A 24,086-nucleotide genomic window follows, 5' to 3' on the forward strand; every position below is an offset into this window, starting at 1 on the left:
GGGCCGCTCGGCTCGGGTGCGATTCTGCTGCGACACGGTGTGCTCCTGAGGACTGGAACCGGTTGACGTTGCCCGTTCACGGTACGACCACGGAGTCCGGCCCGGCAACGCGATATTGACGAGAGCCCCGGTGCGGGCCACCTGTGGAGGCGGCCCGCACCCGGTCGGTCTCAGGTCGCGGAGCAGGACGGCGTCGGTACGCCGTTCGTGCCGTTCCACGAGCCGAGGAAGCCGAAGGTGGCGCTCGCCCCGGCGCCCAGGCTGCCGTTGTAGCCGACGTTACGCGCGGTCACGGCGGCCCCGCTGCTGCCGACCGTCGCGTTCCACGCCTGGGTGACGGCCTGACCGTTGGCGAACGTCCAGGTGACGGTCCAGCCACTGATCGCGGCGCCACCGGCCTTGACCTGGACCTCGGCCTGGAAGCCGCCCTGCCACTGACCGGCGACCCGGTAGGTGGCCGTGCAGCTCCGGCCGCCGGTCGGCGGCGGGGTCGGGGTCGCGGTCGGGGTCGGGGTCGGGCCGGGAGTGGCGGTGCCGGTGGGCGACGGAGTCGAGGTGGGGCCCCCACCTCCGAAGACGGTGGCTTCCTTCGCGGTGGCCTTGATGCCGTTGACGCCGTTGAAGATCCGTTGACCCCAGGTGGTGAGCCGGGCGGGGTCGAAGTCGGTCGCCATGTCGAGGATCGGATCGCTGTTGCCGCTCCACGACCAGGCCAGGTAGCCCAGGCCCCGGGCCTGTGCCTGGGCGAGGATCGTCTCGTGGTCCACCTCGCCGGGTGCGAACTGCCAGCCGAACTCGCCGATCACCAGCGGCCAGCCGCGGGACTCGAAGAGGTCGAGGTAGTCGGTGATGGCGGCGGCGTTGTTGAAGACCGAGTACATGTGGATCGACAACACCGTGTTGTGCCGGCTGTCCGCGTCCAGGATCGTCTGGGCGTTGTCGCGCATGACGTGTTGCCAGTCCTGGCCCCAGTTCGGTCCGTCCACCATGAGCAGGTGCTCGAACCCGTTCGCGCGCATCTTGCGCACCGCCGCGGCGGTGGCGTCGGTCCACTGGGCGGCGTTGACGTTGCCGATCGGCTCGTTGCCGATGTTGATGACGACGTACCTCTCCTGCCCGACCAGCGCGCTCTTCTGACCGATCCAGTAGTCGACCGCCTCGTCCAGTGAGGCGGCGGCCCCCTCCTCGCCGTAGCCGGTGGTGTCGTGCACCTCCAGGACGCAGATGAGCCGGTTCTGTTTGCACAGCGCGATCACCTCGGGGACGTCGCTGGACGGTCCCCACCGCTTCCCACTGCCCAGCACCACCCGCACGGTGTTGGCGCCGAGCGCCTTGACGTCGGCGAACGCTCTCGTCCGGCCGGTGTACCAGACGTGCGGGTGGTTCACCCCGCGCATCACGAACGGCGCTCCGTTGGCCTCGACGATGGCACGGCCACTGACGTGCAGTCCGACCGCGGCGTCCGCGGGCCGAACGAACATCAGGACCGACGCGGCGACGGCGAGCAGGGCAGCGCCGACCGCGATGAGTCTTCTCTTCATGATCTACCTCGCGTTGAGCCCGGCAGGTGCCGGGGTGTGACGCGCCTGCCCTGACGTACCGCTCGACGGCCGTACGCGACGCGATTGTGACGTTTGTAAGAGGATGCTGCGACGAGGCCGGCTCGGGCGCTCGGACGGTTTCCCCACCCTATCCGTCCGCATCCGACAGGGCAATAGGTGTCCGTCTATATCTGACGGGCGGTCAGCGGTCGCCAGCCGCCTCCGTGCCAGGCGGCCCGGTCGAGGAACGAACCACCAGCGACGGTTGGAACAGCGTCTCCCGGTGGGTGTGGCCCGGTCGGGACTCGTCCAGCAACAACTCCGCGGCGGCCCGGCCGAGCCGGTACGGCGGCTGGTGGACGGTGGTCAGCGCGGGCGCCAGCCGCCGCGCGAACGGCAGGTCGTCGTAGCCGACCACGGAGATGTCCTGCGGAACGCGTAGTCCCAACGCGTGCAGTCCGTCCAGCAGGCCGAGCGCGGCGGTGTCGTTCACACACACCACCGCCGTCGGTGGCGCCGCCCGATCCACCAGTCGCCTCGCCGCCTGCGCGGCGGCGTCCAGCAGCGGAGGCGGGTGCAACCGCAGACGGACGTCCACGAACGACACCGCCGGGTCCAGGCCGGCCGCCGCCACCGCCTGCCGCACGCCCTCCCGTCGCGCCAGCACCGGACCAGGATCGACGGTGGCGCCGAGAAAGGCGATGCGGCGATGGCCGAGCGCGATCAGGTGCTCCCCCGCCAACCGCCCGCCCAGTAGGTCGTCCACGGTCACCGCACACAGGTCCAGCCGGCCGCGCGGGTGGTCGACCAGGACGACGGGTATCCCGTCGCGGCTCAGCCGCAGCAGCGGCTCCGGGTCGTCGTCGATCGGCGAGATGATGATGCCCCGCACCGCCTGGGCGTGCAGCAGCGTGAGCAGTCGCCGCTCACGTGTGCGCCGAAGGTCCGTGCTGCAGGCGAGAATGACGCAGCCCGCCTCGGCCAACCCGTCCTCGATACCCCGGTTCAACTCCGCGTAGAAGGGGTTGGCCAGATCCAGCGTGACGCTCCCGACGACCGGGCTCGGCAAGCCACGTAGCTGCCGAGCCGGCCCGTGCGGCACGTAGCCCACCGCCTCGATCGCGGCCTGCACCCGGGCCAGGGTCTCGGCGGCCACGATCGACGGCCGGCTCAACACGTTCGCGACGGTGGAGACCGAGACACCCGCGACCCGGGCCACCTCCCGCATGCCGCCCCGACCCTCAGAAGCGCGGCCCGGCACGGCGGCCCGCTCCATTCCGGGACCCGGAAACGTCGAGGACGACCACCTGACGAATCTACCGCCACCATCGCGTTGCCCGAACAACGCATCAGATGCCGTCTCCAGCGCTCGGTAGGCGTCGGGGCACTCCGTGCTTCCTATTCAGGTGTACCGTCCGAAGTGACAGCCAACCGTAGTTGACCTGGGGCGACCGCTCATTGCGACATCGGGAGATGGCATGGCTGATCCCACCGTCGGGGACCGTCTCGCCGCGATTCGTCGTGAATCGCGGCTGACGCAGGAGCAGCTCGCCGAACAGTCCGGGGTCAGCGTCGAGGTGATCCGGAAGCTGGAGCAGGGCAGCCGGGGTGCGGCTCGCCTCGACACGCTGCACGCGCTCGCTCGCGCCCTGCGTGTGTCGACGTCCGCGTTGCTCGGTGACGCGTCGCAGGCAGCCGCGCGCAGCGAGCCGGAGCACCGGCCGCTGTCACTGGCGGAGATCCGCCGGGTCATCGCCCCGCTTCGAGGGATCGACGGTACTCCGTTCGTGGTGCCGCAGAGTGAGCCACCCGGCCTTCACACGTTGCGCGGGAACCTGTACGCCGCCGATCGGGTCTACAACGCCGGCGACTACGCCGTGGCGCTACGGGTGGTGCCGCCGTTGCTGGTCAACGTGCGCGCTGCGGTCGGCCTCACCAGCGATGAGCGGCAGGCCGAGGCTTGCGACCTGCTGGCTCGCACGTATCACCTGGCCGGCGGCCTGCTGATCCAACTTCGGGCCGACGACCTGGCGCAGACCGCGCTCTCGGGTGCCCTCGACGCCGCCCAGCGGTCCGGAGACCAGGTGGTGGCGGCCACCGTCATCCGGACGATGTGCTGGCTGCTGATGCGCCAGGGTCGGATCAGCGAGGCGGCCGAGCTGGCGGTGGTCACCGCGGACGAGGTGGAGCCGCGGCTATCGCGGGCAACGCCGGCCGACCTGGCCGCATGGGGGTGGTTGCTGCTGAGCGCCGCAGCCGCACGAGCCCGGGACAACCGGCCGGACGAGGTGGCCGACCTGATCGGCGTCGCCGCTGCCGCTGCGGTACGGATCGGTGAGCGGATGCCGGCAGCGGAGCAGTTGATGCTGGTGGGTGGCTTCGACACCGCCAAGGTGCAGATGCAGCGGGCGGAGGCGGCGGCCGTGGCCGGGGACGCGGGCCGGGTGTTGGAACTGTCCGCGTCGGTGCCGCCGGTGCCCACCATCAGCACATCGGCGTGGCGACGGCATCGGCTGGACCTGGCGTGGGCGTACGCGGATCTGCGGCGTTACGGGAAGGCGACAGCGGTGCTGACGCAGTTGCGCGACACGGCACCAACCTGGCTGCGGCAGCAGCGGTACGCGCGGGACATCGTGGACACCATCACCACCGGACGCCGCCGAGCGATGACGGACGAGCTGGCCGCGTTGGCCGAGCTGATGGGCTGTGCGCGGTGACTGGTGCACCGCGTCCGAGTCGATGATTCACGATCATCGGATCGCACCATCCGCACCTTTCTGTTCACCCTGAGTCACCTCAGCCTGTGATGGTGAGGCGCGCCGACGCGTCTCCGCCGATGGAGGTGGCGATGCCGAAGCGTGAGGACAAGCCGGCAGTGGACCGGGGCGAGCAGATTCAGGCCGCCGAGCGGGAGGCGGCGCGGCAGCGGCTGCTCGCGCAGGCCGAGGCGGACCGGATACCGGTGGAGGAGACCACGCGGGCGGTGCCGGACCGGCGGCATGACCGGCGGTGAGGTGCCGGTCGGCCGCCGCGTCGCGCAGTGGCGCGTCCGGCGTCGGATGACCCAGCAGATGCTGGCCGACCGGTTGGGCAAGTCCAAGAGCTGGGTCGACAAGGTGGAACGCGGCGTGCGCGCCCTGGACCGGTTCTCCGTCATCCAGGATGTCGCCCGGGTGCTGCGGGTGGAACCGGCGGCGTTGCTCGGCGGGGAGAAGCCACCGCCGGCCCGCGCCGACGAGGGGGTGGACGGGGTACGCACGGCGCTGGCCCGCTACGACCTGTGCCCGGCCGGCCCGGACCGCCGGTCGTCGACGGCCACGGACGAGCTGGGCCGACGGGTGGATCATGCCTGCTCGGCGTACCGGCACGCGCGCTATCCGCAGGTGCTGCACCTGGTGCCCGAGCTGCTCGACGCGACCCGTCACGCGTACGCCGCCGGTGGCCGGGACGGTACGGACGGGCTGCTGGTGCGGGCGTACCGGATCACGGCGTCGGTGCTGGTGAAGCTCGGTGAACCGGACCTGGCGTGGCTGGCGGCCGACCGGGCGGTGACGGTGGCCGCCGATTGTCCCAGGTGGACGGCGGTCGCGGCGGTGCCGCTCGGTCAGGCGCTGCGCGCCGCCGGACGCGGGCGGCTGGCGACGACGGTGACCGTCGCCGCCGCGCACCGGATCGGGGTGGCGGCGCGCCCCGGACCGCCCGTCGAACCGGCGCTGTCCGGGACGCTGTGGGTCGAGGCGGCGCTCGCGGCGGCGTCCTGCGGCGACGCGCGCAGCGCGGCGGAGTGGCTGGGGGTGGCCGCCGGGATCGCCGGGCGGGCCGACCCCCGGCTCGACCCCCACCTCGACGGATTCGGGCCGGCGGCCGTGCAGGTGGCACACGTGGCGGTGGCTGTCGAACTCGGCGACGGCGGCGAGGCGGTCAGCCGGCACGAGACGGCCATCCGGTCGGAGGGCTGGCGGTGGTTGCCCGTCGAGCACCGCGCCGCGCACCTGGTCGACGCCGCGCGGGCGTACCTCCAGATCGGTGACCTGCTGCGGGCGGGCCGGGCCCTGACCGAGGCCGACCGGCTCGCGCCGGCCGAGGTCCGGATGCGGCCGGCGGCGCGTACCGTGCTCGCCGAGGTGGCGCGCGGCGGACCCGCGCCGGCCGGCGTGACGCACCTGGCGACGGCGGTCGGCCTCACCCGCTGACGCGGACCGGACCGCCGGCCCTAGCCGGCCTGGGCCACCGGGTGGCGCTTCATCTCCTCCATGAAGGGGAAACGGGCGGTGAGGTCGGCGAGCGTGGTGCCGGACCGCCAGGCGGCGGCCACCTGGGCGACCTGGAGCAGGTCGGTGGCGTCCCCCCGGGCCTGCACCTCGCCGTCGACCCGCAGGTCGATCATGAAGTAGCGGGCCTGGGCGCCGAGGCTGACGCAGACCACGCCCCGGTCGGAGGTCAGCTCGGCGCAGGTGAACCGGCTGCGGCCCTGCTCGGGAGCGCTGACCCGCCCGACGTCGAGCTGGTGGGCGGTCGCGGTCTGCGTGAGCGCGGGAGCCAGACCGCCGGGCTCGACCAGATCCGGGTAGAGGCGCACACCCAGTGCCGCCGAGACGTCGCTCATGACTGACTCCCACTTCCTCGTGACAGAGACCAGCAACGCGCAGGTTACGAACACGTTTCCGGCACGCATGCCCATCCTGTCCCGCGCGGAGGCCCGCGGCAATAGGAACGGTCAATCCGCCCCCATCGGGCCACCGGTACGCTGCCGGCTCATGGCGCGGATACGGTGTGACTTCTTCTCCGAGACGCTCGGCGTGGGCACCTCGATGACGGTGCTGCTGCCCGACCGGGGCGCGGCCGGGATCGGCCTGGCCGGCGCGGCCGGCGACGGTGATCCGCCGGTGCTGTACCTGCTGCACGGCCTGAGCGACGACGACACGGCGTGGACCCGGCGGTCGTCGATCGAACGGTACGCCGCACCGCTGGGGCTGGCCGTGGTGATGCCGCAGGCGCAGCGCAGCTTCTACTGCGACGAGGCGCACGGCAACCGGTACTGGTCGTTCCTCAGCGAGGAACTGCCCGAGGTGTGCCGCTCGTTCTTCCGGCTCTCCACCCGCCGCGAGGACACGTTCGTGGCCGGCCTGTCGATGGGCGGCTACGGCGCGGTGAAGTGGGCGCTGCGCCACCCGGACCGGTTCGCGGCGGCGGCCAGCCTCTCCGGCGCGCTCGACGTGGTGCACCGGCGGCACCACCCGACCAGCCCACTCGACCCGGCGGTGTGGCACACCGTCTGGGGCGACGGCCCGGCGCCGGACGAGGACGACACGGTGGCGCTGCTGGAGCGGGCCGGCGACGACCTGCCCGCGCTCTACGTCGCCTGCGGCACCGAGGACTTCCTGTACGAGGACAACGTCCGGTTCGTCGACACCGCCCGGCGGCGCGGCCTGCCGCTCACCGTCGACTTCGCCCCCGGCGACCACGACTGGCCCTACTGGGACGCCCAGATCGCCAACGTGCTCACCTGGCTGCCGTTGCGCGGTCGCTGACCGGCACACTCACACGCCGACGGTGCCGTCGACGGCCTCCCGGAGCAGGTCGGCGTGGCCGTTGTGCCGGGCGTACTCGTGGATCATGTGCAGCATCACCAGGCGCAGCGAGACGTCCTCGCCCCAACGGGCCTGGTGGCCGGTCACGTCGAGCGACTCGGCCGCGAGCTCGATCCGGCGGGCGTGCGCGACCTCCCGCTGCCACGCCTCGAACGCCTCCGCGCGGTCGGCGTCGCGCGCGTCGTACGCCGCCTGGTAGTCGTCGGTCTCCGACCAGACCAGCGGCACGTCCTCGGCGGCGATGACGCGACGGAACCAGGCGCGTTCCACCTCGGCCATGTGCCGGACCAGGCCGAGCAGGGACAGCGTGGACGGCGGCGAGGACTGCCGGCGCAGCTGCTCGTCGGTCAGCCCCTCGCACTTGCGGGCCAGGGTGGCACGGTGGAAGTCGAGGAAGGCGCGCAGCGTCTCCCGCTCGCCGGCCCGCAGCGGCGGGCCGATCCGTTCGATGGTCACCGGGGACGTCCTTCCGGGGCGGGGTCGGTCCCCCGGAGCCTAACCGTCGTGGATCATGAGGCAACCGGGTTACCGCAGCGAGGAGCGGGCCACCGGAAAGTCGAACCAGGTGTCCGGGTACGGCTCGTCCACGTACCGGTAGTGCCACCACTCACGTGGATAGTTCTCGAAGCCCTGCGCCGTCATCAACTCCTTGAGCAACGCCCGGTTCCGGCGGGCGGTGTCGGTGAGCCCCGGGGCGGCGGTGTGGGCGCGCGGGTCGAAGCAGTCGAACCCGGTGCCCATGTCGACCGAGTCGTCGGCGAAGCGCCGGCCGGCGGGCGCGGTGCAGGGCAGCAGCGGTTGGCCCGGCGCGTAGCCGGGCTGCGTGGGGGTGGGCACCGGGACCAGGGTCAGGTCGAGCGTGCTGCCCCGGCTGTGCGCGGTGGGCGCGCCGAGGTAGCCGTCGGCGAAGAGCCGGTCCTTCGGCACGTCGGGGTAGAACTCCGCCTTCGTCTGTTGCTCCTGCGGGCGCTTCGCCCAGGCGACGAACTCGTTCACGGCCCGCTGCGGGCGGTAGCAGTCGTACACCTTCAGGCTTCGGCCGCGGCCGAGCGCGGCGGCCTGCACCCGGCTCAGCGCCTCCGCGGCCCGGCGGGTGAGCAGGCAGAGCGGCTCGGCATAGCCGTCGATCGGCCGGCCGACGAAGTTGTGCGCGCCCGCGTACCGGATGTCGGTGCGCACGCCCGCGTCGACGGTGGCCAGGTCGACGATGTCGGCCGGGGCACGGGGGCCGGTCGGGGTGGCCGACGGCGTCGGGCGCGGCGCGGGTCGCTGGCAGCCGGCGGCGAGGGCCGTGACCACCACGACCAGGACCATTGCCGTACGTCTGCGCACGCTGCCGTGTCTACCACGGTGTAAGGAGCGGCCCCTTGTTAACAGACGTCTGTTAACAAGGGGCCCCTCCTTACACCAGCGTCGCGTGGAGGAAGTCGACCGCGGCGGCGTCGTCGTCGATGCCGCCCGCCTCGTGGCCGTTGAAGCGCCAGACCGTCAGCTCCTTCTCGCCCCGGTAGTCGTGGTACGCGGCGTAGACCGTCGACGGCGGGACGATCTCGTCCATCAGCGCGACGGAGAAGCGGGCCGGCACCTCGGCGCGCCTGGCGAACGCGACCCCGTCGACGTAGCCGAGCGTGTGGAACACCTGTTCCGCCCGGTCCCGGTGCACGGCCAGGTAGTCCCGGATCTCGCGGAACGGCGCCGAGTCGGTGAGCCCCACGGCGCGGGGGATGTCGCAGAGGAACGGCACGTGCGCCACCGCCGCGCGCACCCCCGGGGCCAGCGCGGCGGCGGCCAGCGCGGCGGCCCCGCCCTGGCTGTGGCCCAGCACGGCGATCCGGGTCGGGTCGACGCCCGGCAGCTCGCGGGCCGCGTCGACGGCCCGGACCGCGTCGGTGAGGAAGCGCCGGTAGTAGTAGCGGCGGGGCTCCTCCACGCCCCGGGTGGCCATGCCGGGCGCCTGCGGCCCGGCCGCCGCGACGTCCGGGGTGTCGCCGCGGCTCCACCCCGAGCCCTGGCCGCGGGTGTCCATCTGGAGGTGGGCGAAGCCGGCGGCGGACCAGAGCAGGTTCTCCAGCGGGTGACCGCGGCCGCCGCCGTAGCCGACGTACTGCACCACGGTCGGCAGCGGCGTGGGCGCGCCGCGGGGCACCCGCAGCCAGGCCCGGACCGGCTGCCCGGCGAACCCGGGAAAGGTCACGTCGAAGACGTCCACGGCCGCCAGCGGGGTCGGCACCGGGGTCGCGGTCACCGGGTCGCCGCAGGAGCGGGCCTCGGCCAGCGTCTCGGCCCAGAAGGCGTCGAAGTCGGAGGGTTCGCGCAGGTCGCTGCGGTGCTGGCGGAGCTCGGCCTCGGTCAGGTCGGTGAACACGCCTGGGCTTCCTCGTCGGGTCGGCATGGGCACGTCGCGGCACGGTCGCCGACGCGTTTCCGGAAGGTTTCCGCAAGTTGTCCGAACGCTAGGGCCGGGTCGATCTGTCGTCAAGCCCTCGGCGTACGGCAAGATGTCCGTGGGGCGGAACGGTTTTCCGGTCGGTCCGGCAGCCGGCGAAGGGAACACGGGTGAGCGCGGACGACGAGCGCAGGGTGACCATCACCGCGATCGCACGGGAGGCCGGTGTCTCCGTGCCCACCGTGTCGCGGGTGCTCAACGGGCGTTCCGACGTCGCGCCGGACACCCGGGAGCGGGTCGAGGAGCTGCTGCGCCACCACGGTTACCGCCGCCGCAACAGCCGCACGGTACGCCGGGCGGACCTGGTCGACCTGGTCTTCAACGACCTGGACAGCCCCTGGGCCGTGGAGATCATCCGCGGGGTGGAGGACGTCGGCCACGCCGCCGGGGTGGGCATCGTCGTCTCGGCCGTGCACCGCGAGTCCAGCTCCACCCGGCAGTGGCTGCACAACCTGCGAGCCCGCGCCTCCGACGGGGTGATCGTGGTGACCTCGCACCTGAGCCCGGCGGTGCACGCGCAACTGCGCCGGCTCAACGTGCCGGTGGTGGTGGTCGACCCGGACGCCGGCGTGGCCGGGACCGACGTGCCGGCGATCGGCGCCACCAACTGGACCGGCGGCCTGTCCGCCACCGAGCACCTGTTGAGCCTGGGCCACCAGCGGATCGGGTTCGTCGCCGGCCCGCCGCACCTGCTGTGCAGCCGGGCCCGGCTGGACGGCTACCGGGCCGCGCTGGCCGCCGCCGGCGTGCCGGCCGACGACCGGCTGGTGCACCCGGGCGACTTCTACCACGCCGCCGGCTACACGGCCGGCGGCGCGCTGCTCGACCTCGACGACCCGCCCACCGCGATCTTCGCGGCCAGCGACCAGATGGCCTTCGGCGTCTACGAGGCGGTGCGCCGCCGCGGCCTGCGGGTCGCCGACGACGTCTCCGTGGTCGGCTTCGACGACCTGCCCGAGGCGCGGTGGGCCTCACCGCCGCTGACCACCGTGCGCCAGCCGCTGGTGGAGATGGGCCGCCTCGCGGCCCGCACCGTGCTGCGCCTGGCCCAGGGTGAGGAGATCGAGTCGCCCCGGATCGAACTGGCCACCGAACTGGTGGTGCGGGACAGCACCGCGGCCCCCGCCGGCCGCTGACCAGTCGGACTTCTCAGTCGCCTTCCGGAATTTCCGGCTTCCGCAGCCCGGGCGCGGCCGACAGTGCCACCGCCGCGGCGTGCCGACGGCGACGGGCCAGCAGCACCGCTCCCCCGGCCACCACCACCGCGCCCACCGTCAGCGGCACGCCGACGCCCGACCCGGTGCCGGGCCGCGCCGCGCCGCCGCCCAGGTCGGCGTGCCCGGCCAGCGCCGACGCGGCCCCGGTGGCGGGCGTCGGCGAGCGGTCCAGCTCGCCCGGCTCCACCAGGCGGCCGACCGCCGCGTCCCGGGGCAGCCCGAATCCCCAGTCCAGCAGCGCCGCGCCCTGCTGCCAGCCGCGCTGGGTGGGGATCTCCGCGCCGAGCAGCGTCACCACCAGGCGGCGCCCGCCACGCTCGGCCGCGCCGACGTACGTGTGCCGGGCCAGATCGGTGAAGCCGGTCTTGCCACCGAGCGCGCCCGGATAGTGGTCCAGCAGCATGTTGTCGTTCTGGATCTGGAACGCCTTCTCGGGCAGCGCCGGCTGGGCGGGCACCTGCGCGGTGCGGGTGGCGGTGTAGCGCCGGAAGGCCGGCTCGCGGAAGCACGCCCGGGCGATCAACGCCAGGTCGTACGCGCTGGTGAACTGCCCCGGGCCGTCCAGCCCGGACGGCGTGACCGCGTGCGTCTGCCGGGCGCCGAGCCGATGCGCCTCGTCGTTCATCGCGCGGACGCCGCCGGCCAGCCCGTCCGGGCCGCCGCCGAGCCGGGCCAGCGCGTTGGCCGCCTCGTTGCCCGACTTCAGCAGCAGGCCCAGCCAGATCGTCTCGATCCGGTAGCGCCCGCCCTCGGCCAGCCCCACCGCCGAGCTGCCCGGCTCGATCGCCAGGTCACCGGCGGTCATGGTGACCTCCCGGTCCGGGTCCAGCCGGGGCAGCATGGTGGCGGCCAGCAGCAGCTTCTGCACGCTGGCCGGGACGCCGTACTCGTGCGGGCCGCAGCCGCCGAGTACCGCGCCGGTGTCCAGGTCGGCGACCAGCCACGAGGTCGCGGTCACCGGCGGCGGCGTCGCGGTCGCCGCGGGCGGCACGACGAGTCCGGCGGTGTCCAGCGCCGCGCCGCCGACGGACCGCGCGGCCGGGTCGGGCGGCGGCGGGGCCTGCGGCGGACGGGTCGCCGGGGCCGGCACGTTCGGGCAGGGCGGCGCCCCACCGGGCAGCCGGCGGGCCGGCCCGCCGGTCCGGGTCGCCGCCACGGCGGGTGTCACCGGCGTCGACAGCGGCAGGAGCAGGACGGCGGCCAGCGCCACGGACGGTCGCCAGGTCCCCATGCCCCGGACGCTAGCCACGCCGACCCGAACGGGTCGCCGGCTCCGGGATTCGCGCCCCGGCGGCGTTGTGGTGGCGTAGGGTCCCGGCTCTGCGGTCAGCGCGCCGCGAGCCCGTGGCCGCCGAGCGGGCCGACCTTCCACCCCCGGTGACGGCACTCCGCGAGCAGTCCGGGCAGCGCGGCGAGCCCGGCCCGCCAGGCGCCCGGCGCGGCGGCGCAGGAGGAGTCGTGCAGCAGGACCGTGCCGCCGCCGCGCAACCCGGCCAGGACGCGGCGGCGGACACCGTCCCCGGTCGCCGACGTGGTCCAGTCCCGCCCCCAGCAGCTCCACAGCACCGGCCGCAGACGCAGTCGCCGGGCGGCGACCAGGGCCGCGCCGGTGAGCACCCCGTACGGCGGGCGCAGGAACGCCGGCGGCCGGCCGGTCACGTCCACCACCAGGTCGTACGCCCGGGTCAGGTCGCGGACGGTGCCGGCCGGCCCGCGCAGCAACAGGTTGTCGTGTGCCCAGCCGTGCAGCGCCACCTCGTGCCCGGCCGCCACCAGCCGGCGGCCCAGGTCCGGTCGGCGCCGCAGCATCACGCCGAGCACGAAGAACGTGGCCCGGACCCGGTGCGCGGCCAGCACGTCCAGGAAGTGGGGCGTCGACTCCGGGTCCGGGCCGTCGTCGAAGGTCAGCGCGACCCGGTCGGGTGCCCCGAGGCCGTGCAGGCCGGGCAGCAGGCGCTGCCGGAGGGCCGGGAGCGTGGTGACCGCCGGCGCCGCGTGGGCCAGCGGCAGCGCCACCGCCGCGGCCAGGGCGGCCGTCCTCACCGCAGTCCGCCGGTGGACTGGAGCAGCGCGGCGACGACGGCCACCGCGTCACCGACCGGATCCAGCAGCGGCCGACGCCCCGGGTCGGCCGGACCGGCCGGGGCAGCCCGGCGCGCGGCCTCGGCGACCAGTCCGACCGGGTCCTCCGACACCGGGCCGGCGCGCGCCCCGGCCGGGTCCTCGGGCCCGGGATCGGGGCGCGGCACGGCGGTCCCCGGCGGCGGGGCGCGGTGCGGCGGCGGGGCCGGCGGGCCGGCGTCGAGCACCGCCGCGAGCACCGGGCCGAGCTGTTCCGGGGTGCCCGCCCACCGGGTGAGGCCGGACCGGGCCAGGACGTCGGCGTTCGCCCGCCCGTGCCCCGGCAGGGGACGGTAGGTGACCACCGGCACCCCGGCCGCGAGCGCCTCCTGACAGGTCAGCCCGCCGGCGTTCTCCACCACCACGTCCACGGCCCGCATCAGCGTCGGCATGTCGTCCACCCAGCCCAGCACGTGCCGGCCGGGACCGCTCAGTCGCCGGCGCAGCGCGCGGTTGCGTCCGCACACCACCACCGGTCGGGCCCCGGTCGCGCCGACCTCCGCCACCGTGGCCGCCACCTCGCCGACGCCCCAGGACCCGGCCACCACGAGAGCGAGCACGCCGTCGTGCGGCAGGCCGAACCGCTCCCGGGCCCACTGCCGGTCGAGGCCGGCGCCGCCGGCGAACGCCCGGGAGACCAGCGGCTCGACCACCGCGACGTCGGCGTCGGCGTCCCGTTGCAGCTCGGCGTGCCGCATCGTGCAGTAGACGTCCACGCCCGGCGCGAGCCAGGTGGGGTGCACCACGAAATCGGTCACGTAGGTGAAAATCGGAACACGGAGCCGGCCGCCGCGCCGCAGCGGGCCGAGAAGCTGGTTGGCGAACGGGTAGGTGGTCACCACCGCCCTCGTGTCCGGTGGAATGCGGCGGCGGATCCGGGCCCGGAACGGGCGCAGCAGCGCACGGATGGCGCGAACGGACACCCGCGACCGGCTGGTCAGCCGGAACAGCAGGTGGTAGCCCCGGGGCAGCCGGTGCAACACCCCCCGGTACGTCTCCCGCACCGCCCGGTGCACCGGTCCCGGCAGCAGGTGGAGGAGGTTCAACCGGTCCACCTGGAAACCCCGACCGCGCAGGCGCTCCGCCAACTCGTCGGCGGCCCGGTCGTGTCCGGCGCCGATGTCCGCGGAGACCACCACGATCCGTCCCGGGTGCGCCATGGGCGGCGCATACCCACCCGGACGGCGTCCACGCGGCGCGACCGGGACCGGGACCGGTCAGGCCCGGCCGGGCGGTCCGAGCGGGCACCGAGCCCGGTCAACGCGGCCCGGCGGCGGGGTCCGAGCGGGGTCGGCGCGGCGGTCAGGCGCGGCGGCGAGCGGGCCGCCGGAGCCGGCCCCGCCGGGCGACGAGCACCGCCACGGTCCCGCCGACGGCGAGCGCCAGTAGGCCGGCGGCCGGCACGATGAGCGTCCAGTCACCGTCGGCCATCCGGTGCAGCGCGGTGCCGGCCGGCCCTCGCCACGGCCGCGGCGTCGGCGTCGCCGGCGCGTCGGCCGCGGGTTCCCGGGTCGCCGCCGGCGCGGCCGGCTGGTCCAGCTCACCCGGGTCGACCAGCCGGCCGACCGACGCGTCCCGGGGCAGCGCGAAGCCCCAGTCGAGCAGTTGCGCGCCCTGCTGCCAGCCGCGTACCGGGCGGGCCTCGGCGCCGAGCAGCGTCACCACCAGCCGGCGCCCGCCGCGCTGGGCGGCGCCGACATAGCTGTGCCGGGCCAGCTCGGTGAAGCCGGTCTTGCCGCCCAGCGCCCCGGGATAGCGGTAGATGAGCTGGTTCTCGTTCTGGATCTGGAACCCGCCCTTCTTCAGCGCGGGCTGGGCCGGGATCTGGGCCCGCTCGGTCACCGCGTACCGGCCGAAGCGGGGGTCGGCGAAGCAGGCGCGGGCGATCAGCGCCAGGTCGTACGCGCTGGTGAACTGCCCGGGGCCGTCCAGGCCGGACGGCGTGACGGCGTGGGTCTGGAGCGCGCCGAGCCGGCGTGCCTCGGCGTTCATCTGGTCGACCCCGGCCCGGGCACTGCCGGCGCCCAGCCGGGCCAGCATGTTCGCCGCGTCGTTGCCCGACTGGAGCAGCAGGCCCAGCCACAGTGTCTCCACCGGGTAGCGCCCGCCGACCAGCAGGCCCACCGCCGAGCTGCCCGGCTCGATGTCCAGGTCGGCGGCGGTGGCGACGGCCACCTGCTTCGGGTCGAGGCGGTTGAGCATGGTGGCGGCCAGCAGCAGCTTCTGGGTGCTGGCGGGGGTGCCGTACGCGTGCGGTCCGCAGGCGCCCAGCACGGCGCCGCTGTCCAGGTCGGCGACCAGCCAGGTGGTGGCGGTGACCGCCGGCGGCGCGGGACTGCCGGGCGGTGTGACGAGGCCCGGACCGGCCAGCGTCTCGCCGCCCACCACCTGCTGTTCGGGCACCGACGCCGGCGGGACGGGACGCGGCGGCCGGGACACCTTCGGCGCGGGCAGCCGTGGGCAGGGCGCCACGGCGCCGGGAGCGGGAGCCGGCGCGGGAGCGCCCCGCGCCGGGGCGGGCGCACCGGCCGCGAGCAGGGTGACGGCGGTGACGGCGGCCAGGACCCGGGCTCTCATGAAGAGGCACCTTACCCAGCGCGGCTCCGCCGGCGGCGCGGCTCACCGGGCCGGTGACGGTGCGCCGATCGTCCGGCCCCGCGCCGTGGTCGAGTCGCGGAGCCGGGCTGTCCCGAGCGGCCCGCCGGGACCGGCGGGTCGGTCAGTGGACGCCGCGCAGCCACCGTCGCTGCCACGGCGTCTCCACCGCACGCGGATGGTAGTGCGCGCGCACCCAGGCGACCGCCCGCCCGGGGTCCAGCCCGTCCAGCACCGCCAGGGCGGCGAGCGCGGTGCCGGTGCGGCCCACGCCGCCGTGGCAGGCGACCTCGACCCGTTGACCGGCGTACGCGCGTCGCCGCGCCTCGCGCAGTGCGTCCAGGGCGTCGGCGCGGTCCAGCGGGAGCCAGAAGTCGGGCCAGCGGATCCGCCGGACCGGCCAGGCCGGTTCCGGCCCGCGCGCCAGCAACAGGGCGAAGTCGGCCGGGGAGGCCGGGGCGGCGACCCGGCGTCCCCGTACGGTGGCGCCGCCGGGCAGCGTGAGAAGACCGGCGGGATCCGTCCACGGTGGCGTCGGGTGCACCGGCCCATTGTGCGGCGTACCCCGGACACGCGGGTGCCCGCCGGAGCTTCTCCGGCGGGCACTCGCGATCGGCCCGGGGTCTCCCCCGGCGCGCCTGGCGTCAGCCGAGGCGACGGCGGCGCCAGGCCAGGGACGCCAGCAGCAGCACCGCGCCGGCAGCGGCCAGGCCACCGCCGAGCTTCAGCGGCGTGCCGATGCTGCCACCCGTGACGGGCAGGTGCCCGCCGTGGTGTGGCGGACGCGTCGGCCGCACCGGGAGTACCGTGCCAGTCGTGCTGGCGGTCCGGCCGGTCGTCTGACCGGTGGCGGTGAACGTGTAGCGACCGACGCGGGTCGGACGGTAGTTGACGGTGAAGTTGCCGCTCCCGTCGGCGCGCACGGTGAAGTGCGTCGGCGGCGACTGCGGCGCGGCGAGGTTCGACGTGTGTGCCACCGACGCCATCGCCACCGTGCTGCCGTCGCTGCGCCGCGCCGTTCCCTCGGCTGGCGCGGCGAACGGAAGGTCGGAGATGGTGACGTCGATGTCCACCAGCTCGTTCGAACCGAAGCCCTGGCCCTGAAGGGTGAAGGTCTCACCGAGGGTGATGGTGGATGGGGTCACGGTCAGGGTCGCCGGTGGTTGTCCGGGCGGGTAGACCGGTGGCTGCGGCTGCGCCGCTCCGGCCGCGGTCGGCGCGGCCACGACGGCCAGGCCCACCGAGAGCGCCATGATGATGCGGGATAGCCGCATGATGGTTTCCCTCCTACTGTTCACATCTGGGTGCGGTGGTTATCTGGGTGGTCCACGGGGTGACGGTGGGAGTGAGCACCAGATCGGCCGTGCCGGCGCCGTTCTGGCCGGTGAGCAGCGTGACGTCGAGCGTCCGGGTCTGCCCGGGGCCGACCTCCACGTTCGCCACCGCGACCTGACGCCGACGGTCGAGCCCGCTGCCCATCGCGGTGTCGCGGCCGTCCAGCCGGCCGGCGAGGACCGCGCCGCCGCTGGGGGTGTGCACCGAGACGAACGTGCGGGCGGTGTACTTGTCGCCGGACAGGGCCATGCCCGTGACCGACTCCGTCAGACCCGACCGCGGGGCGGTGGAGTGCACCGTGACCCGCAGCCGCAGTTCGCGGCGTCCGTCCGGCTGGCACGCGCCGACCGTCAGGGTGGCCGAGAACCTGAGGTAGTAGCCGAGCTTCGCGCCGCTGCCGTCGTTGAGGAACACGCCGACCGTCGGCACGGTGTCCCGCTCCGGGAGCTGCCCGGCCAGCCGGGTCCCGGCCACCGCGCGTTGCTCGTCAGAACGGACACTCCAGAACAATATCCGACGTTCCTGTATCGAGCGGCTAATAACGGTTAAAAGCGCTCGCGGGTCAACCGTCCTGGTGAACAGCGCGTCGAACACCCCCGACGCGGCCCGCGCGTAGAACGCGTCCTGCGCCTTCACGTCCAGGTCCCGGTACGAGTCGCTGAGCAGCGTCCGCACGGCGGTGCCGCCGGCCAGCGCCGGACCGTCCGGCACCTTCACCGGGCCGATGACGTTGAGCAGGTACGACAGCATCACCGGGTCGACCGCCAGCACACCGTCCACCGTGATCCCGGTGCGCCGGCGCACCATCTCGCGGTAGAGCGCGGCGGCGGTCGGGAAGCTCGGGCTCAGATTGACGTCCGCCGGATACATCCCCGGCAGCTCGGACCAGAGCCGGCGCATCTCCGGGTCCACCTTGAGCGGTGGATCGAAGTACTGCAGATCCGTGGCGTTGCCCTGCCCCGCCAACCGGATCCGGCCGGAGTCCGCGCGCAGCACGGCGTACGCGCCGAACATGCCGCCGGTGGCCCGCAGCTCGGCCGGGTTCTGCGAGACGAGCAGGTAGCTGCGCGGGCCGTCCGCGCCGAGCAGTGGCGGCAACAGGCGGACGCCGCGGTCGGCGGCGGAGGTGAGCCCGCCCAACCGGTCCAACTCCTCCCGCAACGCGGTGACCGCGTCACGTACCTGGGCCACCAGGCCGCGGGTCGGCACCGCGCGTAGCCGGTCCGCCGTCCGGCGGACCGCCTGGTCGGCGGCCGACACCTCGGCCGCGACCGCGCGCAGCCGGCCCACGTCGAGCCGGCCCTGTTTCGGCACCAGCGAGGCGAGGTCGACCCGGAGCAGGGTGGGGAAGGCGAGCCGGGCCAGGTCGTCCACCGCCACCGAGATCTGCCGTACCGCCGTCAGGTTGTCCCCGGCGTACGGGACGCCCTGGCCGAGCCACCAGACCGGGTCGCCGGTCGCGCCGCGCGCGGCGCCGGCCTGTTCCTGGAGCGCGGCCAGGGTCCGCTGGGCCCGGGCCACGTCACCGTCGAGCACCTGGACGCTGAGGTCCTTGGCCAAACCGGCGGCGTTCACCAGGTGGGCCCGGGCCTGCCAGCCCCGGAACGTGACCCAACCGCCGGCGGTGGCCAGCACCGAGACGACGACCAGCCCGACCAGCAGGACACGACGGACGCGGGCCCGGCGGCGTCGCCGTGAGCGTCGGCGTCGGCGGTGCGACGCCGCGTGTTCCGTCACGCCACTCTCCTCGGGGTCGACCGGCCTGCGATCACCATTCGGTGCTCGTGTCGGATAAGAGTATGTATCGGATGAACTATGCCTCTAGTCGGTTTTTGTGTTTTTCATGCGAACCGTGGCCACGTCGCGCAGCAGCGCCTCGATCCGGTCGACGCCGGCCCGCAGCGACATCTGCCGCAGGTAGGCGTCCCGCCCCCGGCGGCCCATGTCGGCCCGGGCGGCCGCGGGAATCGCCGCGGCCAGCCAGAACCGGTCGGCCAGGGCCGCCCAGTCCTCGGGCGGGCAGGACAGCCCGGCACGGGCCCGCTCCACCAGCTCCGCGGTGTCGCCGCCGGCCGAGGCGACCACCGGCGCGGCGCAGGAGAGCGCGGCCGGCAGGGTGCCGGGCACGGTGCCGCGCAGCTCCGGCCGGTCGCGCAGCATGACGAGCTGGTAGTCGGCGGCCGCGTAGAGCTGGGGCATGTCCGCCGGCGAGCGCCGCTCGACGAACCGGACGTTGTCCGCGCGGAGTTCGGCGGCGAGGTCCCGCACCCGCCGCTCCTCCGCGCCCGAGCCGACCAGGACCAGGTCCATCCGGTCCCGCAGCGCCGCCGCCGCCCGGACCGCGGTCTCCAGACCCTGCCGTACGCCGATCGTGCCGGCGTGCATCACCACGCAGCGGTCGTCCCGGCGGATCAGCCGACGTGCGGCGGGACCGGGCCGCGCCGGGCGGAACAGTCGCTCGTCGGTCCAGTTGAGCACCGTGCGCACCCGATCCGGTTCGGCCCCGCCGGCGAGCACCAGCTCGCGCATGGACGGTGCGCTGACCGCGATCGCGTCCGCCTCCCGGTACAGCCGGCGCAGGCCGGCGTCCAGCCGCCCCGACCAGCCACCTGCCGCCCCCGGCCGGGCCGGCTCCTCCTCCGCCCAGACGTCCTGCACGTGCAGCACCGTCGGCACCCCGCCCAGCATCCGCAGCAGGCCGGCCGCGGCGAAGGTCACCGCGGGGAGCTGGAGGACGTACAGCGCGTCGAGGCCCCGCAGGTAGCGCCGGCCGGCGAGCGTCGCGCTGCCGGCGAAGGAGAGCCAGCCGGCCGCCCGCGCGCGGGCGGAGCCCGCCCCGCCGGCGTACCGGGGCACCCGGCGGACGGTCAGCCGCTCGCTGCGCGTCTGGTGCCCCCACCGTTGCCGCCAGCCCGGATAGAGCTGGCCACCCGGGTGGTCCGGGAACCCGGTGAGCACGCGTACCTCGTGGCCCCGGGCGGCCAGCTCCTCGGCCAGGCTGCCCGGGATGAACGCCGGTTCCGGCGGGAAGTGGTACGACAGGATGCCGATCCTCATGGCCGCGCTCCCGGCGCGGCCTGCCGGACCCCGGTCCACCGTGGCGCGTACGATGCCGGCATCCCCTCGCCGTCCGGCCGCGACCGCCGGCAGCCCACCGTCGCGGCGCCGCCCCGCGCGACCGCGCCGACCAGAGGGGTCCAGATGCCCGACGGGGTGCTCTTCGTCTGCCACGCGAACATGTGCCGGTCACCGATGGCCGAGTTCATCGCCCGCCGGTTGCTGGCCGGGCTCCCGGTGACGGTGGCCAGCGCCGGCACCGACGCGATCGACGGGGCGGGCATGCACCCGTACGCCGTCGAGGTGGCCGCCGGGGACGGCGCGGACGTGACCGCCTTCCGCACCCGCCGGCTGCGCCCGGAGCACCTCACCTCGGCGGCGCTGGTGCTGACCGCGACCCGTCGCCAGCGTTCGGCCTGCGCGGCGCTGGCCCCGGCCGCGTTGGGCCGGATGTTCACGCTGCACCAGTTCGCCCGCCTGGCCGCCGCGGCCCGGCCGGACGGCGCGCCCGGGACCACCCCGCTGCGGGCGGCCGTGGTGGCGGCCGTCCGTGCCCGGGGGCGGCTGCAACCCGCCCCCGGCGGCACGGACGACCTGCGGGACCCGATCGGCGGCTCCCCGGCCGACTTCCGCCGGTGCGCCGAGGAGATCGAGCGGTCGATCCGGCCCCTGCGCGCGCTCATCGCGACAGCCGGGTGAGTTCCTGAGTCCGGTCACCCACGGCGTTCTGCGCACCCCGCTGGGTCGCCCCGACCCGGCCGGTGGGCACGGTCGGCGCGGCCGGCGGCACGACCACCTTGTACGTCTCGTACTGGTAGGCGTCCGCCTTGCCGACCTTGGCCATGTTGAGCACGCAGCCGAGCAGCCGCACCGACACCGAGCTGAGCGCCCGCGCCGCGGCGGCCACCTGGCCGCGCGAGGTCCGCCCCTGCTGGGTGACCAGGAGCGCGCCGTCGGCCTGCACGGCCACCACCACGCCGTCGGTGACCGCCAGCAGCGGCGCGGTGTCGATGATCACGATGTCCGCCGACTCGCGCAGCGCCACCAGCAGGTCCGCCATCGCCTTGGAGCCGAGCAGCTCGCTCGGGTTCGGCGGGGTGGCGCCGCTGGGCAGGACCAGCAGCGACTTCTCGCCCCACCGCTGCACCACGTCACCGACCTGCACGTCGCCGACGAGCACGTCGGTGAGCCCGACCCCGCCGTCGAGACCGAGGTAGTCGGCGGCCTTGGGGCGGCGCAGGTCGGCGTCGATGAGCAGCACCCGCCAGCCCGCCTCGGCCAGCGCGATGGCGATGTTGCAGGCCATGGTGGTCTTCCCCTCGCCCTGCAGGGCGCTGGTGACCGCGATGACCCGGGCCGGCTCGTGCACGTCCACGAAGCGCAGGTTGGTGCGCAGCTTGCGGACCGCCTCGGCGCGGACCGAGGTGGCCGCGTCACCGACGATCAGCGGGGCGGCCTTCGCGCCGGCCTCGAACGGGATCTCGCCCAGCAGCGGGCTGCCGGTCACCCGCTGCAACGCCACGGCGTCGCGCATCCGTACGTCGGCCATGCCGCGCAGCACGGCCAGCGCGGCGCCGGCCAGCAGGCCGAGCAGCCCGCCCAGGGCCAGGTTGCGCGCCGGTCGCGGCGAGACCGGGCTGGAGGTGACCCGCGGGCCGCTCACCACCTCGATCTTGATCGGTGGGGCCTTGCCGTCCGCCGGGGTCTCCACCTTCCGCACCAGCTCGGTGAACTCGGTCGCCAGGGTCTCGGTGAGCTTCAGCGCCCGGGTCTGGTTGGTGTCGGTGACCGAGGCCTTGAGCAGCACCTTGTCGGGCAGCACGTCCGTGGAGATCTTGCCGCGCACCTGGTCGGCGGTGAGTCCGAGCGGCGCGTCGGCGACCACGCTCTGCGCCAGCCGGTCGCTGGTGAGCAGGTCAGCGTAGGACTTCACCCGCTGTTGCAGGAACAGGCTGCCCTGGTAGGCGTCCATCACACCCGGACTGGCCGTGGTGACGAAGAACGTCACGGAGGCCTGGTACCGAGGCACGGAGCGGACCGTCACCAGGGCGGCCACACCCAGCGTGAGCATGACCGTGACCAGCACGATCCACCAGTGGCGTCGGACCAGGCGCAGGTAGCCGAGGATGCTCATCCCGCTCCTCCTCGCGACACGCCGACCTGCCGAAGAAGTTGCACAAAAGCCCCCTAAAAGCCCCAGTAGCCGTGCCAGGATCGAATCGCCTATTCACCCCGTTAGGTGACCAGACGAATGTAAACGACCGGAAAGCACGGACGACGTAAATCCGCTCATTCCGGATGAACACGTAGAGGGCAACCATGGATCGTGAAGCCACCGCCGCAGACGAGGCGCTGCGGACACGCAGTCACACCACCCACCGCGCCGCCACTCTCTCCCTGTTAACGCTGGACACGGCCGCGTGGTGCGGAGGATTTCTCGGCGCCGCCTGGACCCGCTACGAGTTCGACCTGACCGCCGCCGCGACCGGCCGCGTGCTCACCGTCGCGCTCGCCTGCGCCGCGCTCTACGCGCTGCTCACGCTGCTGCGCTCCCGGCTCTACGGCCGCTATCCGATCGGCAGCGCCGGGGACGCCCGCGGGCTGGCCGGCACCGCGGCGATCGCCGCCGCGATCACGCTCGCCGGCGTGCTGCCCTGGGCCGAACGACCGGTCCCCGCGACCACCCCGCTGGTCGGCGGCACCGTCGCGTTGGTGCTGATGGCGGCCGGCCGCGGACTGTGGCGGTTGCACGCCGACCGGCACCGCCCGGCGGCGCGACACGCCGAGCGGTGCCTGGTCTACGGCGTGGACGCGGCCAGCGAACGGCTGGTCCGCGTGCTGCTGCGCGACCCGGACAGCAGCTACCGTCCGGTGGGTCTGCTCGACGACGCCCCGGAGAGCCGCGGGCTCCGGCTGGAAGGGCTGCGCGTGCTCGGCGGGCGGGAGCAGGTCGGCGCCGTGGTCCGGGCCACCCAGGCGCGTACCGTCATCTTCTCGATGACCGGCGGCGACCCGCGGCTGCTGCGCGACGTGCGCACCCGCACGCTGGAGGCCGGGGCCACGTTCAAGGTCCTGCCCCCGGTCCGCGAGGTGCTCGACCGCCCGGTCCACGCCACCGACGTCCGCGACCTCCAGCTCACCGACCTGCTCGGCCGCGCCCACCGGGTGGCCGAGCTCGCCGTCGAACGCGGCGGGCTGGCCGGCCGGCGGGTGCTGGTCACCGGCGCCGGCGGCTCGATCGGCTCGGAGCTGTGCCGGCAGATCGCCCGCTGCGAGCCGGACGAGCTGATGATGCTCGACCGGGACGAGTCGGCGCTGCACGCGCTCCAGATGTCCCTGCACGGCCGGGCGCTGCTGGACGGCCCCGAACTGATCCTGGCCGACATCCGGGACGCCGACGGCATCGCCCGGGTGATCGCCGACCGGCAGCCCGACGTGGTGTTCCACGCGGCGGCGCTGAAGCACCTGACACTGCTCCAGCGGCACCCCGGCGAGGCGATCAAGACCAACATCTGGGGCACCCTGAACGTGCTGGAGGCGTGCCGGGACGTCGCCGAGTTCGTCAACATCTCCACCGACAAGGCGGCCAACCCGACGAGCGTCCTCGGCTACTCCAAGCGGATCACCGAACGGCTCACCGCCCACCGGGCCGCGCAGCTCGGCGGCACCTACCTCAGCGTCCGGTTCGGCAACGTGCTCAGCAGCCGGGGCTCGGTGCTGACCGCGTTCCAGGCGCAGATCCGGGCCGGCGTGCCGATCACCGTCACGCACCCGGACGTGACCCGCTACTTCATGACCGTGCAGGAAGCCGTGCACCTGGTGCTCCAGGCCGCGACCATCGGCCGCGGCGGCGAGGCGCTGGTCCTCGACATGGGCGAGCCGGTCCGGATCGCGGACGTGGCGCGGCGGCTGTCCGCCGAGGCGGACCACCCGGTGGACATCGTCTACACCGGGCTCCGGCCGGGCGAGAAGCTGCACGAGCACCTCTTCGGCGCGGACGAGGCGGACAGCCGGCCGCTGCACCCGTTGATCTCCCACGTCCCGGTGCCCCCGCTGGACCCGGACGAGGTGCGCGCGCTGGACCCGTACGCCGACCCGGAGGAGCTGGTGAAACGGATGGCGGCGTTCTGCGAGACGATCGGCGCGGTGCTGCCGGCGCTGCCCGGCCAGCGCTGACCGCCGC

At 74.5% G+C, this 24,086-nt stretch carries 22 protein-coding genes; 7 read left to right on the forward strand and 15 right to left on the reverse strand.

Annotated elements, in window-relative coordinates:
- Window positions 1-170 precede the first annotated feature (170 nt).
- Complete coding sequence (locus AB0B02_RS05440; protein WP_357297051.1) at window positions 171-1,541, reverse strand: cellulase family glycosylhydrolase; 1,371 nt, start codon at window positions 1,539-1,541, stop codon at window positions 171-173.
- Window positions 1,542-1,743: 202 nt separating this feature from the next.
- A complete protein-coding gene (locus AB0B02_RS05445; protein WP_357297053.1) occupies window positions 1,744-2,769 on the reverse strand; it encodes a LacI family DNA-binding transcriptional regulator in 1,026 nt (341 codons plus the stop codon).
- 250 nt (window positions 2,770-3,019) lie between these two features.
- Here AB0B02_RS05445 and AB0B02_RS05450 point away from each other — a divergent pair, with 250 nt between their 5' ends.
- From AB0B02_RS05450 to AB0B02_RS05460, 3 genes are all read left to right on the forward strand, one after another.
- Entirely contained in the window at window positions 3,020-4,258 is a 1,239-nt protein-coding gene (locus AB0B02_RS05450; protein ID WP_357297055.1) for a helix-turn-helix transcriptional regulator, read from the forward strand.
- A gap of 131 nt (window positions 4,259-4,389) precedes the next feature.
- A complete protein-coding gene (locus AB0B02_RS05455) occupies window positions 4,390-4,554 on the forward strand; it encodes a hypothetical protein (protein WP_357297057.1) in 165 nt (54 codons plus the stop codon).
- On the forward strand, window positions 4,541-5,734 hold the full coding sequence (locus AB0B02_RS05460) for a helix-turn-helix transcriptional regulator (protein WP_357297059.1): 1,194 nt from the start codon (window positions 4,541-4,543) through the stop codon (window positions 5,732-5,734). Before AB0B02_RS05455 ends, AB0B02_RS05460 begins: the two co-directional genes overlap by 14 nt.
- Window positions 5,735-5,754: 20 nt before the next feature.
- On the opposite strand, the gene AB0B02_RS05465 is transcribed toward AB0B02_RS05460, so the two are convergent.
- Complete coding sequence (locus tag AB0B02_RS05465; protein ID WP_281941598.1) at window positions 5,755-6,147, reverse strand: hypothetical protein; 393 nt, start codon at window positions 6,145-6,147, stop codon at window positions 5,755-5,757.
- A 151-nt stretch (window positions 6,148-6,298) separates the two neighbouring features.
- Here AB0B02_RS05465 and AB0B02_RS05470 point away from each other — a divergent pair, with 151 nt between their 5' ends.
- A complete protein-coding gene (locus AB0B02_RS05470) occupies window positions 6,299-7,072 on the forward strand; it encodes an alpha/beta hydrolase family protein (RefSeq protein ID WP_357297062.1) in 774 nt (257 codons plus the stop codon).
- 9 nt (window positions 7,073-7,081) lie between these two features.
- Here the strand turns inward: AB0B02_RS05470 and AB0B02_RS05475 are convergent, their stop codons facing one another.
- From AB0B02_RS05475 to AB0B02_RS05485, 3 genes are all read right to left on the reverse strand, one after another.
- Window positions 7,082-7,588, reverse strand: coding sequence for a DinB family protein (locus AB0B02_RS05475; protein ID WP_281941603.1), 507 nt, complete (start codon window positions 7,586-7,588; stop codon window positions 7,082-7,084).
- A gap of 69 nt (window positions 7,589-7,657) precedes the next feature.
- Window positions 7,658-8,446, reverse strand: a complete 789-nt coding sequence (locus AB0B02_RS05480; RefSeq protein WP_281942681.1) for a M15 family metallopeptidase — start codon at window positions 8,444-8,446, stop codon at window positions 7,658-7,660.
- An 88-nt stretch (window positions 8,447-8,534) separates the two neighbouring features.
- Window positions 8,535-9,497 (reverse strand): acetylxylan esterase, encoded by a 963-nt coding sequence (locus tag AB0B02_RS05485; RefSeq protein ID WP_281941606.1) that lies wholly within the window; start codon window positions 9,495-9,497, stop codon window positions 8,535-8,537.
- A 191-nt stretch (window positions 9,498-9,688) separates the two neighbouring features.
- On the opposite strand from AB0B02_RS05485, the gene AB0B02_RS05490 reads away from it, so the two are divergent.
- The gene (locus tag AB0B02_RS05490; RefSeq protein ID WP_281941608.1) at window positions 9,689-10,714 is read left to right on the forward strand and encodes a substrate-binding domain-containing protein; all 1,026 of its coding nucleotides are present in this window, start codon (window positions 9,689-9,691) and stop codon (window positions 10,712-10,714) included.
- A gap of 13 nt (window positions 10,715-10,727) precedes the next feature.
- Here AB0B02_RS05490 and AB0B02_RS05495 read toward each other — a convergent pair whose 3' ends face one another.
- The 8 genes from AB0B02_RS05495 to AB0B02_RS05530 all read right to left on the reverse strand — a co-directional run bounded on the left by AB0B02_RS05495 (window position 10,728) and on the right by AB0B02_RS05530 (window position 19,903).
- Complete coding sequence (locus AB0B02_RS05495) at window positions 10,728-12,026, reverse strand: serine hydrolase (protein ID WP_281941611.1); 1,299 nt, start codon at window positions 12,024-12,026, stop codon at window positions 10,728-10,730.
- Window positions 12,027-12,121: 95 nt separating this feature from the next.
- Window positions 12,122-12,838 carry a polysaccharide deacetylase family protein gene (locus AB0B02_RS05500; protein WP_281941613.1) on the reverse strand — a complete coding sequence of 239 codons (717 nt, stop codon included), beginning with the start codon at window positions 12,836-12,838 and terminating at the stop codon, window positions 12,122-12,124.
- Entirely contained in the window at window positions 12,835-14,076 is a 1,242-nt protein-coding gene (locus tag AB0B02_RS05505; RefSeq protein ID WP_281941615.1) for a glycosyltransferase, read from the reverse strand. The genes AB0B02_RS05500 and AB0B02_RS05505 overlap by 4 nt, the downstream gene beginning before the upstream one ends.
- Before the next feature lie 142 nt (window positions 14,077-14,218).
- Window positions 14,219-15,493 (reverse strand): serine hydrolase, encoded by a 1,275-nt coding sequence (locus tag AB0B02_RS05510; protein ID WP_281941617.1) that lies wholly within the window; start codon window positions 15,491-15,493, stop codon window positions 14,219-14,221.
- A 142-nt stretch (window positions 15,494-15,635) separates the two neighbouring features.
- A complete protein-coding gene (locus AB0B02_RS05515) occupies window positions 15,636-16,055 on the reverse strand; it encodes a protein-tyrosine phosphatase family protein (RefSeq protein WP_281941619.1) in 420 nt (139 codons plus the stop codon).
- Between the two features lie 100 nt (window positions 16,056-16,155).
- Window positions 16,156-16,785, reverse strand: a complete 630-nt coding sequence (locus AB0B02_RS05520; RefSeq protein WP_281941621.1) for a hypothetical protein — start codon at window positions 16,783-16,785, stop codon at window positions 16,156-16,158.
- Between the two features lie 13 nt (window positions 16,786-16,798).
- Window positions 16,799-18,583: a DUF4012 domain-containing protein gene (locus AB0B02_RS05525; protein ID WP_357297069.1), complete on the reverse strand. Its 1,785-nt coding sequence runs from the start codon at window positions 18,581-18,583 to the stop codon at window positions 16,799-16,801.
- A gap of 84 nt (window positions 18,584-18,667) precedes the next feature.
- Window positions 18,668-19,903, reverse strand: coding sequence for a glycosyltransferase family 4 protein (locus tag AB0B02_RS05530; RefSeq protein ID WP_281941625.1), 1,236 nt, complete (start codon window positions 19,901-19,903; stop codon window positions 18,668-18,670).
- Between the two features lie 144 nt (window positions 19,904-20,047).
- On the opposite strand from AB0B02_RS05530, the gene AB0B02_RS05535 reads away from it, so the two are divergent.
- Complete coding sequence (locus AB0B02_RS05535) at window positions 20,048-20,602, forward strand: low molecular weight phosphatase family protein (RefSeq protein WP_357297072.1); 555 nt, start codon at window positions 20,048-20,050, stop codon at window positions 20,600-20,602.
- Here the strand turns inward: AB0B02_RS05535 and AB0B02_RS05540 are convergent.
- Window positions 20,583-22,037, reverse strand: coding sequence for a polysaccharide biosynthesis tyrosine autokinase (locus AB0B02_RS05540; protein WP_357297074.1), 1,455 nt, complete (start codon window positions 22,035-22,037; stop codon window positions 20,583-20,585). The two genes, AB0B02_RS05535 and AB0B02_RS05540, sit on opposite strands and share 20 nt — an antisense overlap.
- A gap of 185 nt (window positions 22,038-22,222) precedes the next feature.
- Here AB0B02_RS05540 and AB0B02_RS05545 point away from each other — a divergent pair, with 185 nt between their 5' ends.
- A complete protein-coding gene (locus AB0B02_RS05545) occupies window positions 22,223-24,079 on the forward strand; it encodes a polysaccharide biosynthesis protein (protein WP_357297076.1) in 1,857 nt (618 codons plus the stop codon).
- The last annotated feature ends 7 nt before the right edge of the window (window positions 24,080-24,086 follow it).

Origin of the sequence: Micromonospora sp. NPDC049240 (genome assembly GCF_040647835.1) — a bacterium.
Lineage (GTDB): Bacteria > Actinomycetota > Actinomycetes > Mycobacteriales > Micromonosporaceae > Micromonospora.

Excerpts from the sequence above, each read along its gene's own strand:
- AB0B02_RS05440 (WP_357297051.1), bottom strand. The coding sequence starts at position 1,541 with ATGAAGAGAAGACTCATCGCGGTCGGCGCTGCCCTGCTCGCCGTCGCC.
- AB0B02_RS05445 (WP_357297053.1), bottom strand. The coding sequence starts at position 2,769 with ATGCGGGAGGTGGCCCGGGTCGCGGGTGTCTCGGTCTCCACCGTCGCG.
- AB0B02_RS05450 (WP_357297055.1), top strand. The coding sequence starts at position 3,020 with ATGGCTGATCCCACCGTCGGGGACCGTCTCGCCGCGATTCGTCGTGAA.
- AB0B02_RS05455 (WP_357297057.1), top strand. The coding sequence starts at position 4,390 with ATGCCGAAGCGTGAGGACAAGCCGGCAGTGGACCGGGGCGAGCAGATT.
- AB0B02_RS05460 (WP_357297059.1), top strand. The coding sequence starts at position 4,541 with ATGACCGGCGGTGAGGTGCCGGTCGGCCGCCGCGTCGCGCAGTGGCGC.
- AB0B02_RS05465 (WP_281941598.1), bottom strand. The coding sequence starts at position 6,147 with ATGAGCGACGTCTCGGCGGCACTGGGTGTGCGCCTCTACCCGGATCTG.
- AB0B02_RS05470 (WP_357297062.1), top strand. The coding sequence starts at position 6,299 with ATGGCGCGGATACGGTGTGACTTCTTCTCCGAGACGCTCGGCGTGGGC.
- AB0B02_RS05480 (WP_281942681.1), bottom strand. The coding sequence starts at position 8,446 with ATGGTCCTGGTCGTGGTGGTCACGGCCCTCGCCGCCGGCTGCCAGCGA.
- AB0B02_RS05495 (WP_281941611.1), bottom strand. The coding sequence starts at position 12,026 with ATGGGGACCTGGCGACCGTCCGTGGCGCTGGCCGCCGTCCTGCTCCTG.
- AB0B02_RS05505 (WP_281941615.1), bottom strand. The coding sequence starts at position 14,076 with ATGGCGCACCCGGGACGGATCGTGGTGGTCTCCGCGGACATCGGCGCC.
- AB0B02_RS05510 (WP_281941617.1), bottom strand. The coding sequence starts at position 15,493 with ATGAGAGCCCGGGTCCTGGCCGCCGTCACCGCCGTCACCCTGCTCGCG.
- AB0B02_RS05520 (WP_281941621.1), bottom strand. The coding sequence starts at position 16,785 with ATGCGGCTATCCCGCATCATCATGGCGCTCTCGGTGGGCCTGGCCGTC.
- AB0B02_RS05530 (WP_281941625.1), bottom strand. The coding sequence starts at position 19,903 with ATGAGGATCGGCATCCTGTCGTACCACTTCCCGCCGGAACCGGCGTTC.
- AB0B02_RS05535 (WP_357297072.1), top strand. The coding sequence starts at position 20,048 with ATGCCCGACGGGGTGCTCTTCGTCTGCCACGCGAACATGTGCCGGTCA.
- AB0B02_RS05540 (WP_357297074.1), bottom strand. The coding sequence starts at position 22,037 with ATGAGCATCCTCGGCTACCTGCGCCTGGTCCGACGCCACTGGTGGATC.
- AB0B02_RS05545 (WP_357297076.1), top strand. The coding sequence starts at position 22,223 with ATGGATCGTGAAGCCACCGCCGCAGACGAGGCGCTGCGGACACGCAGT.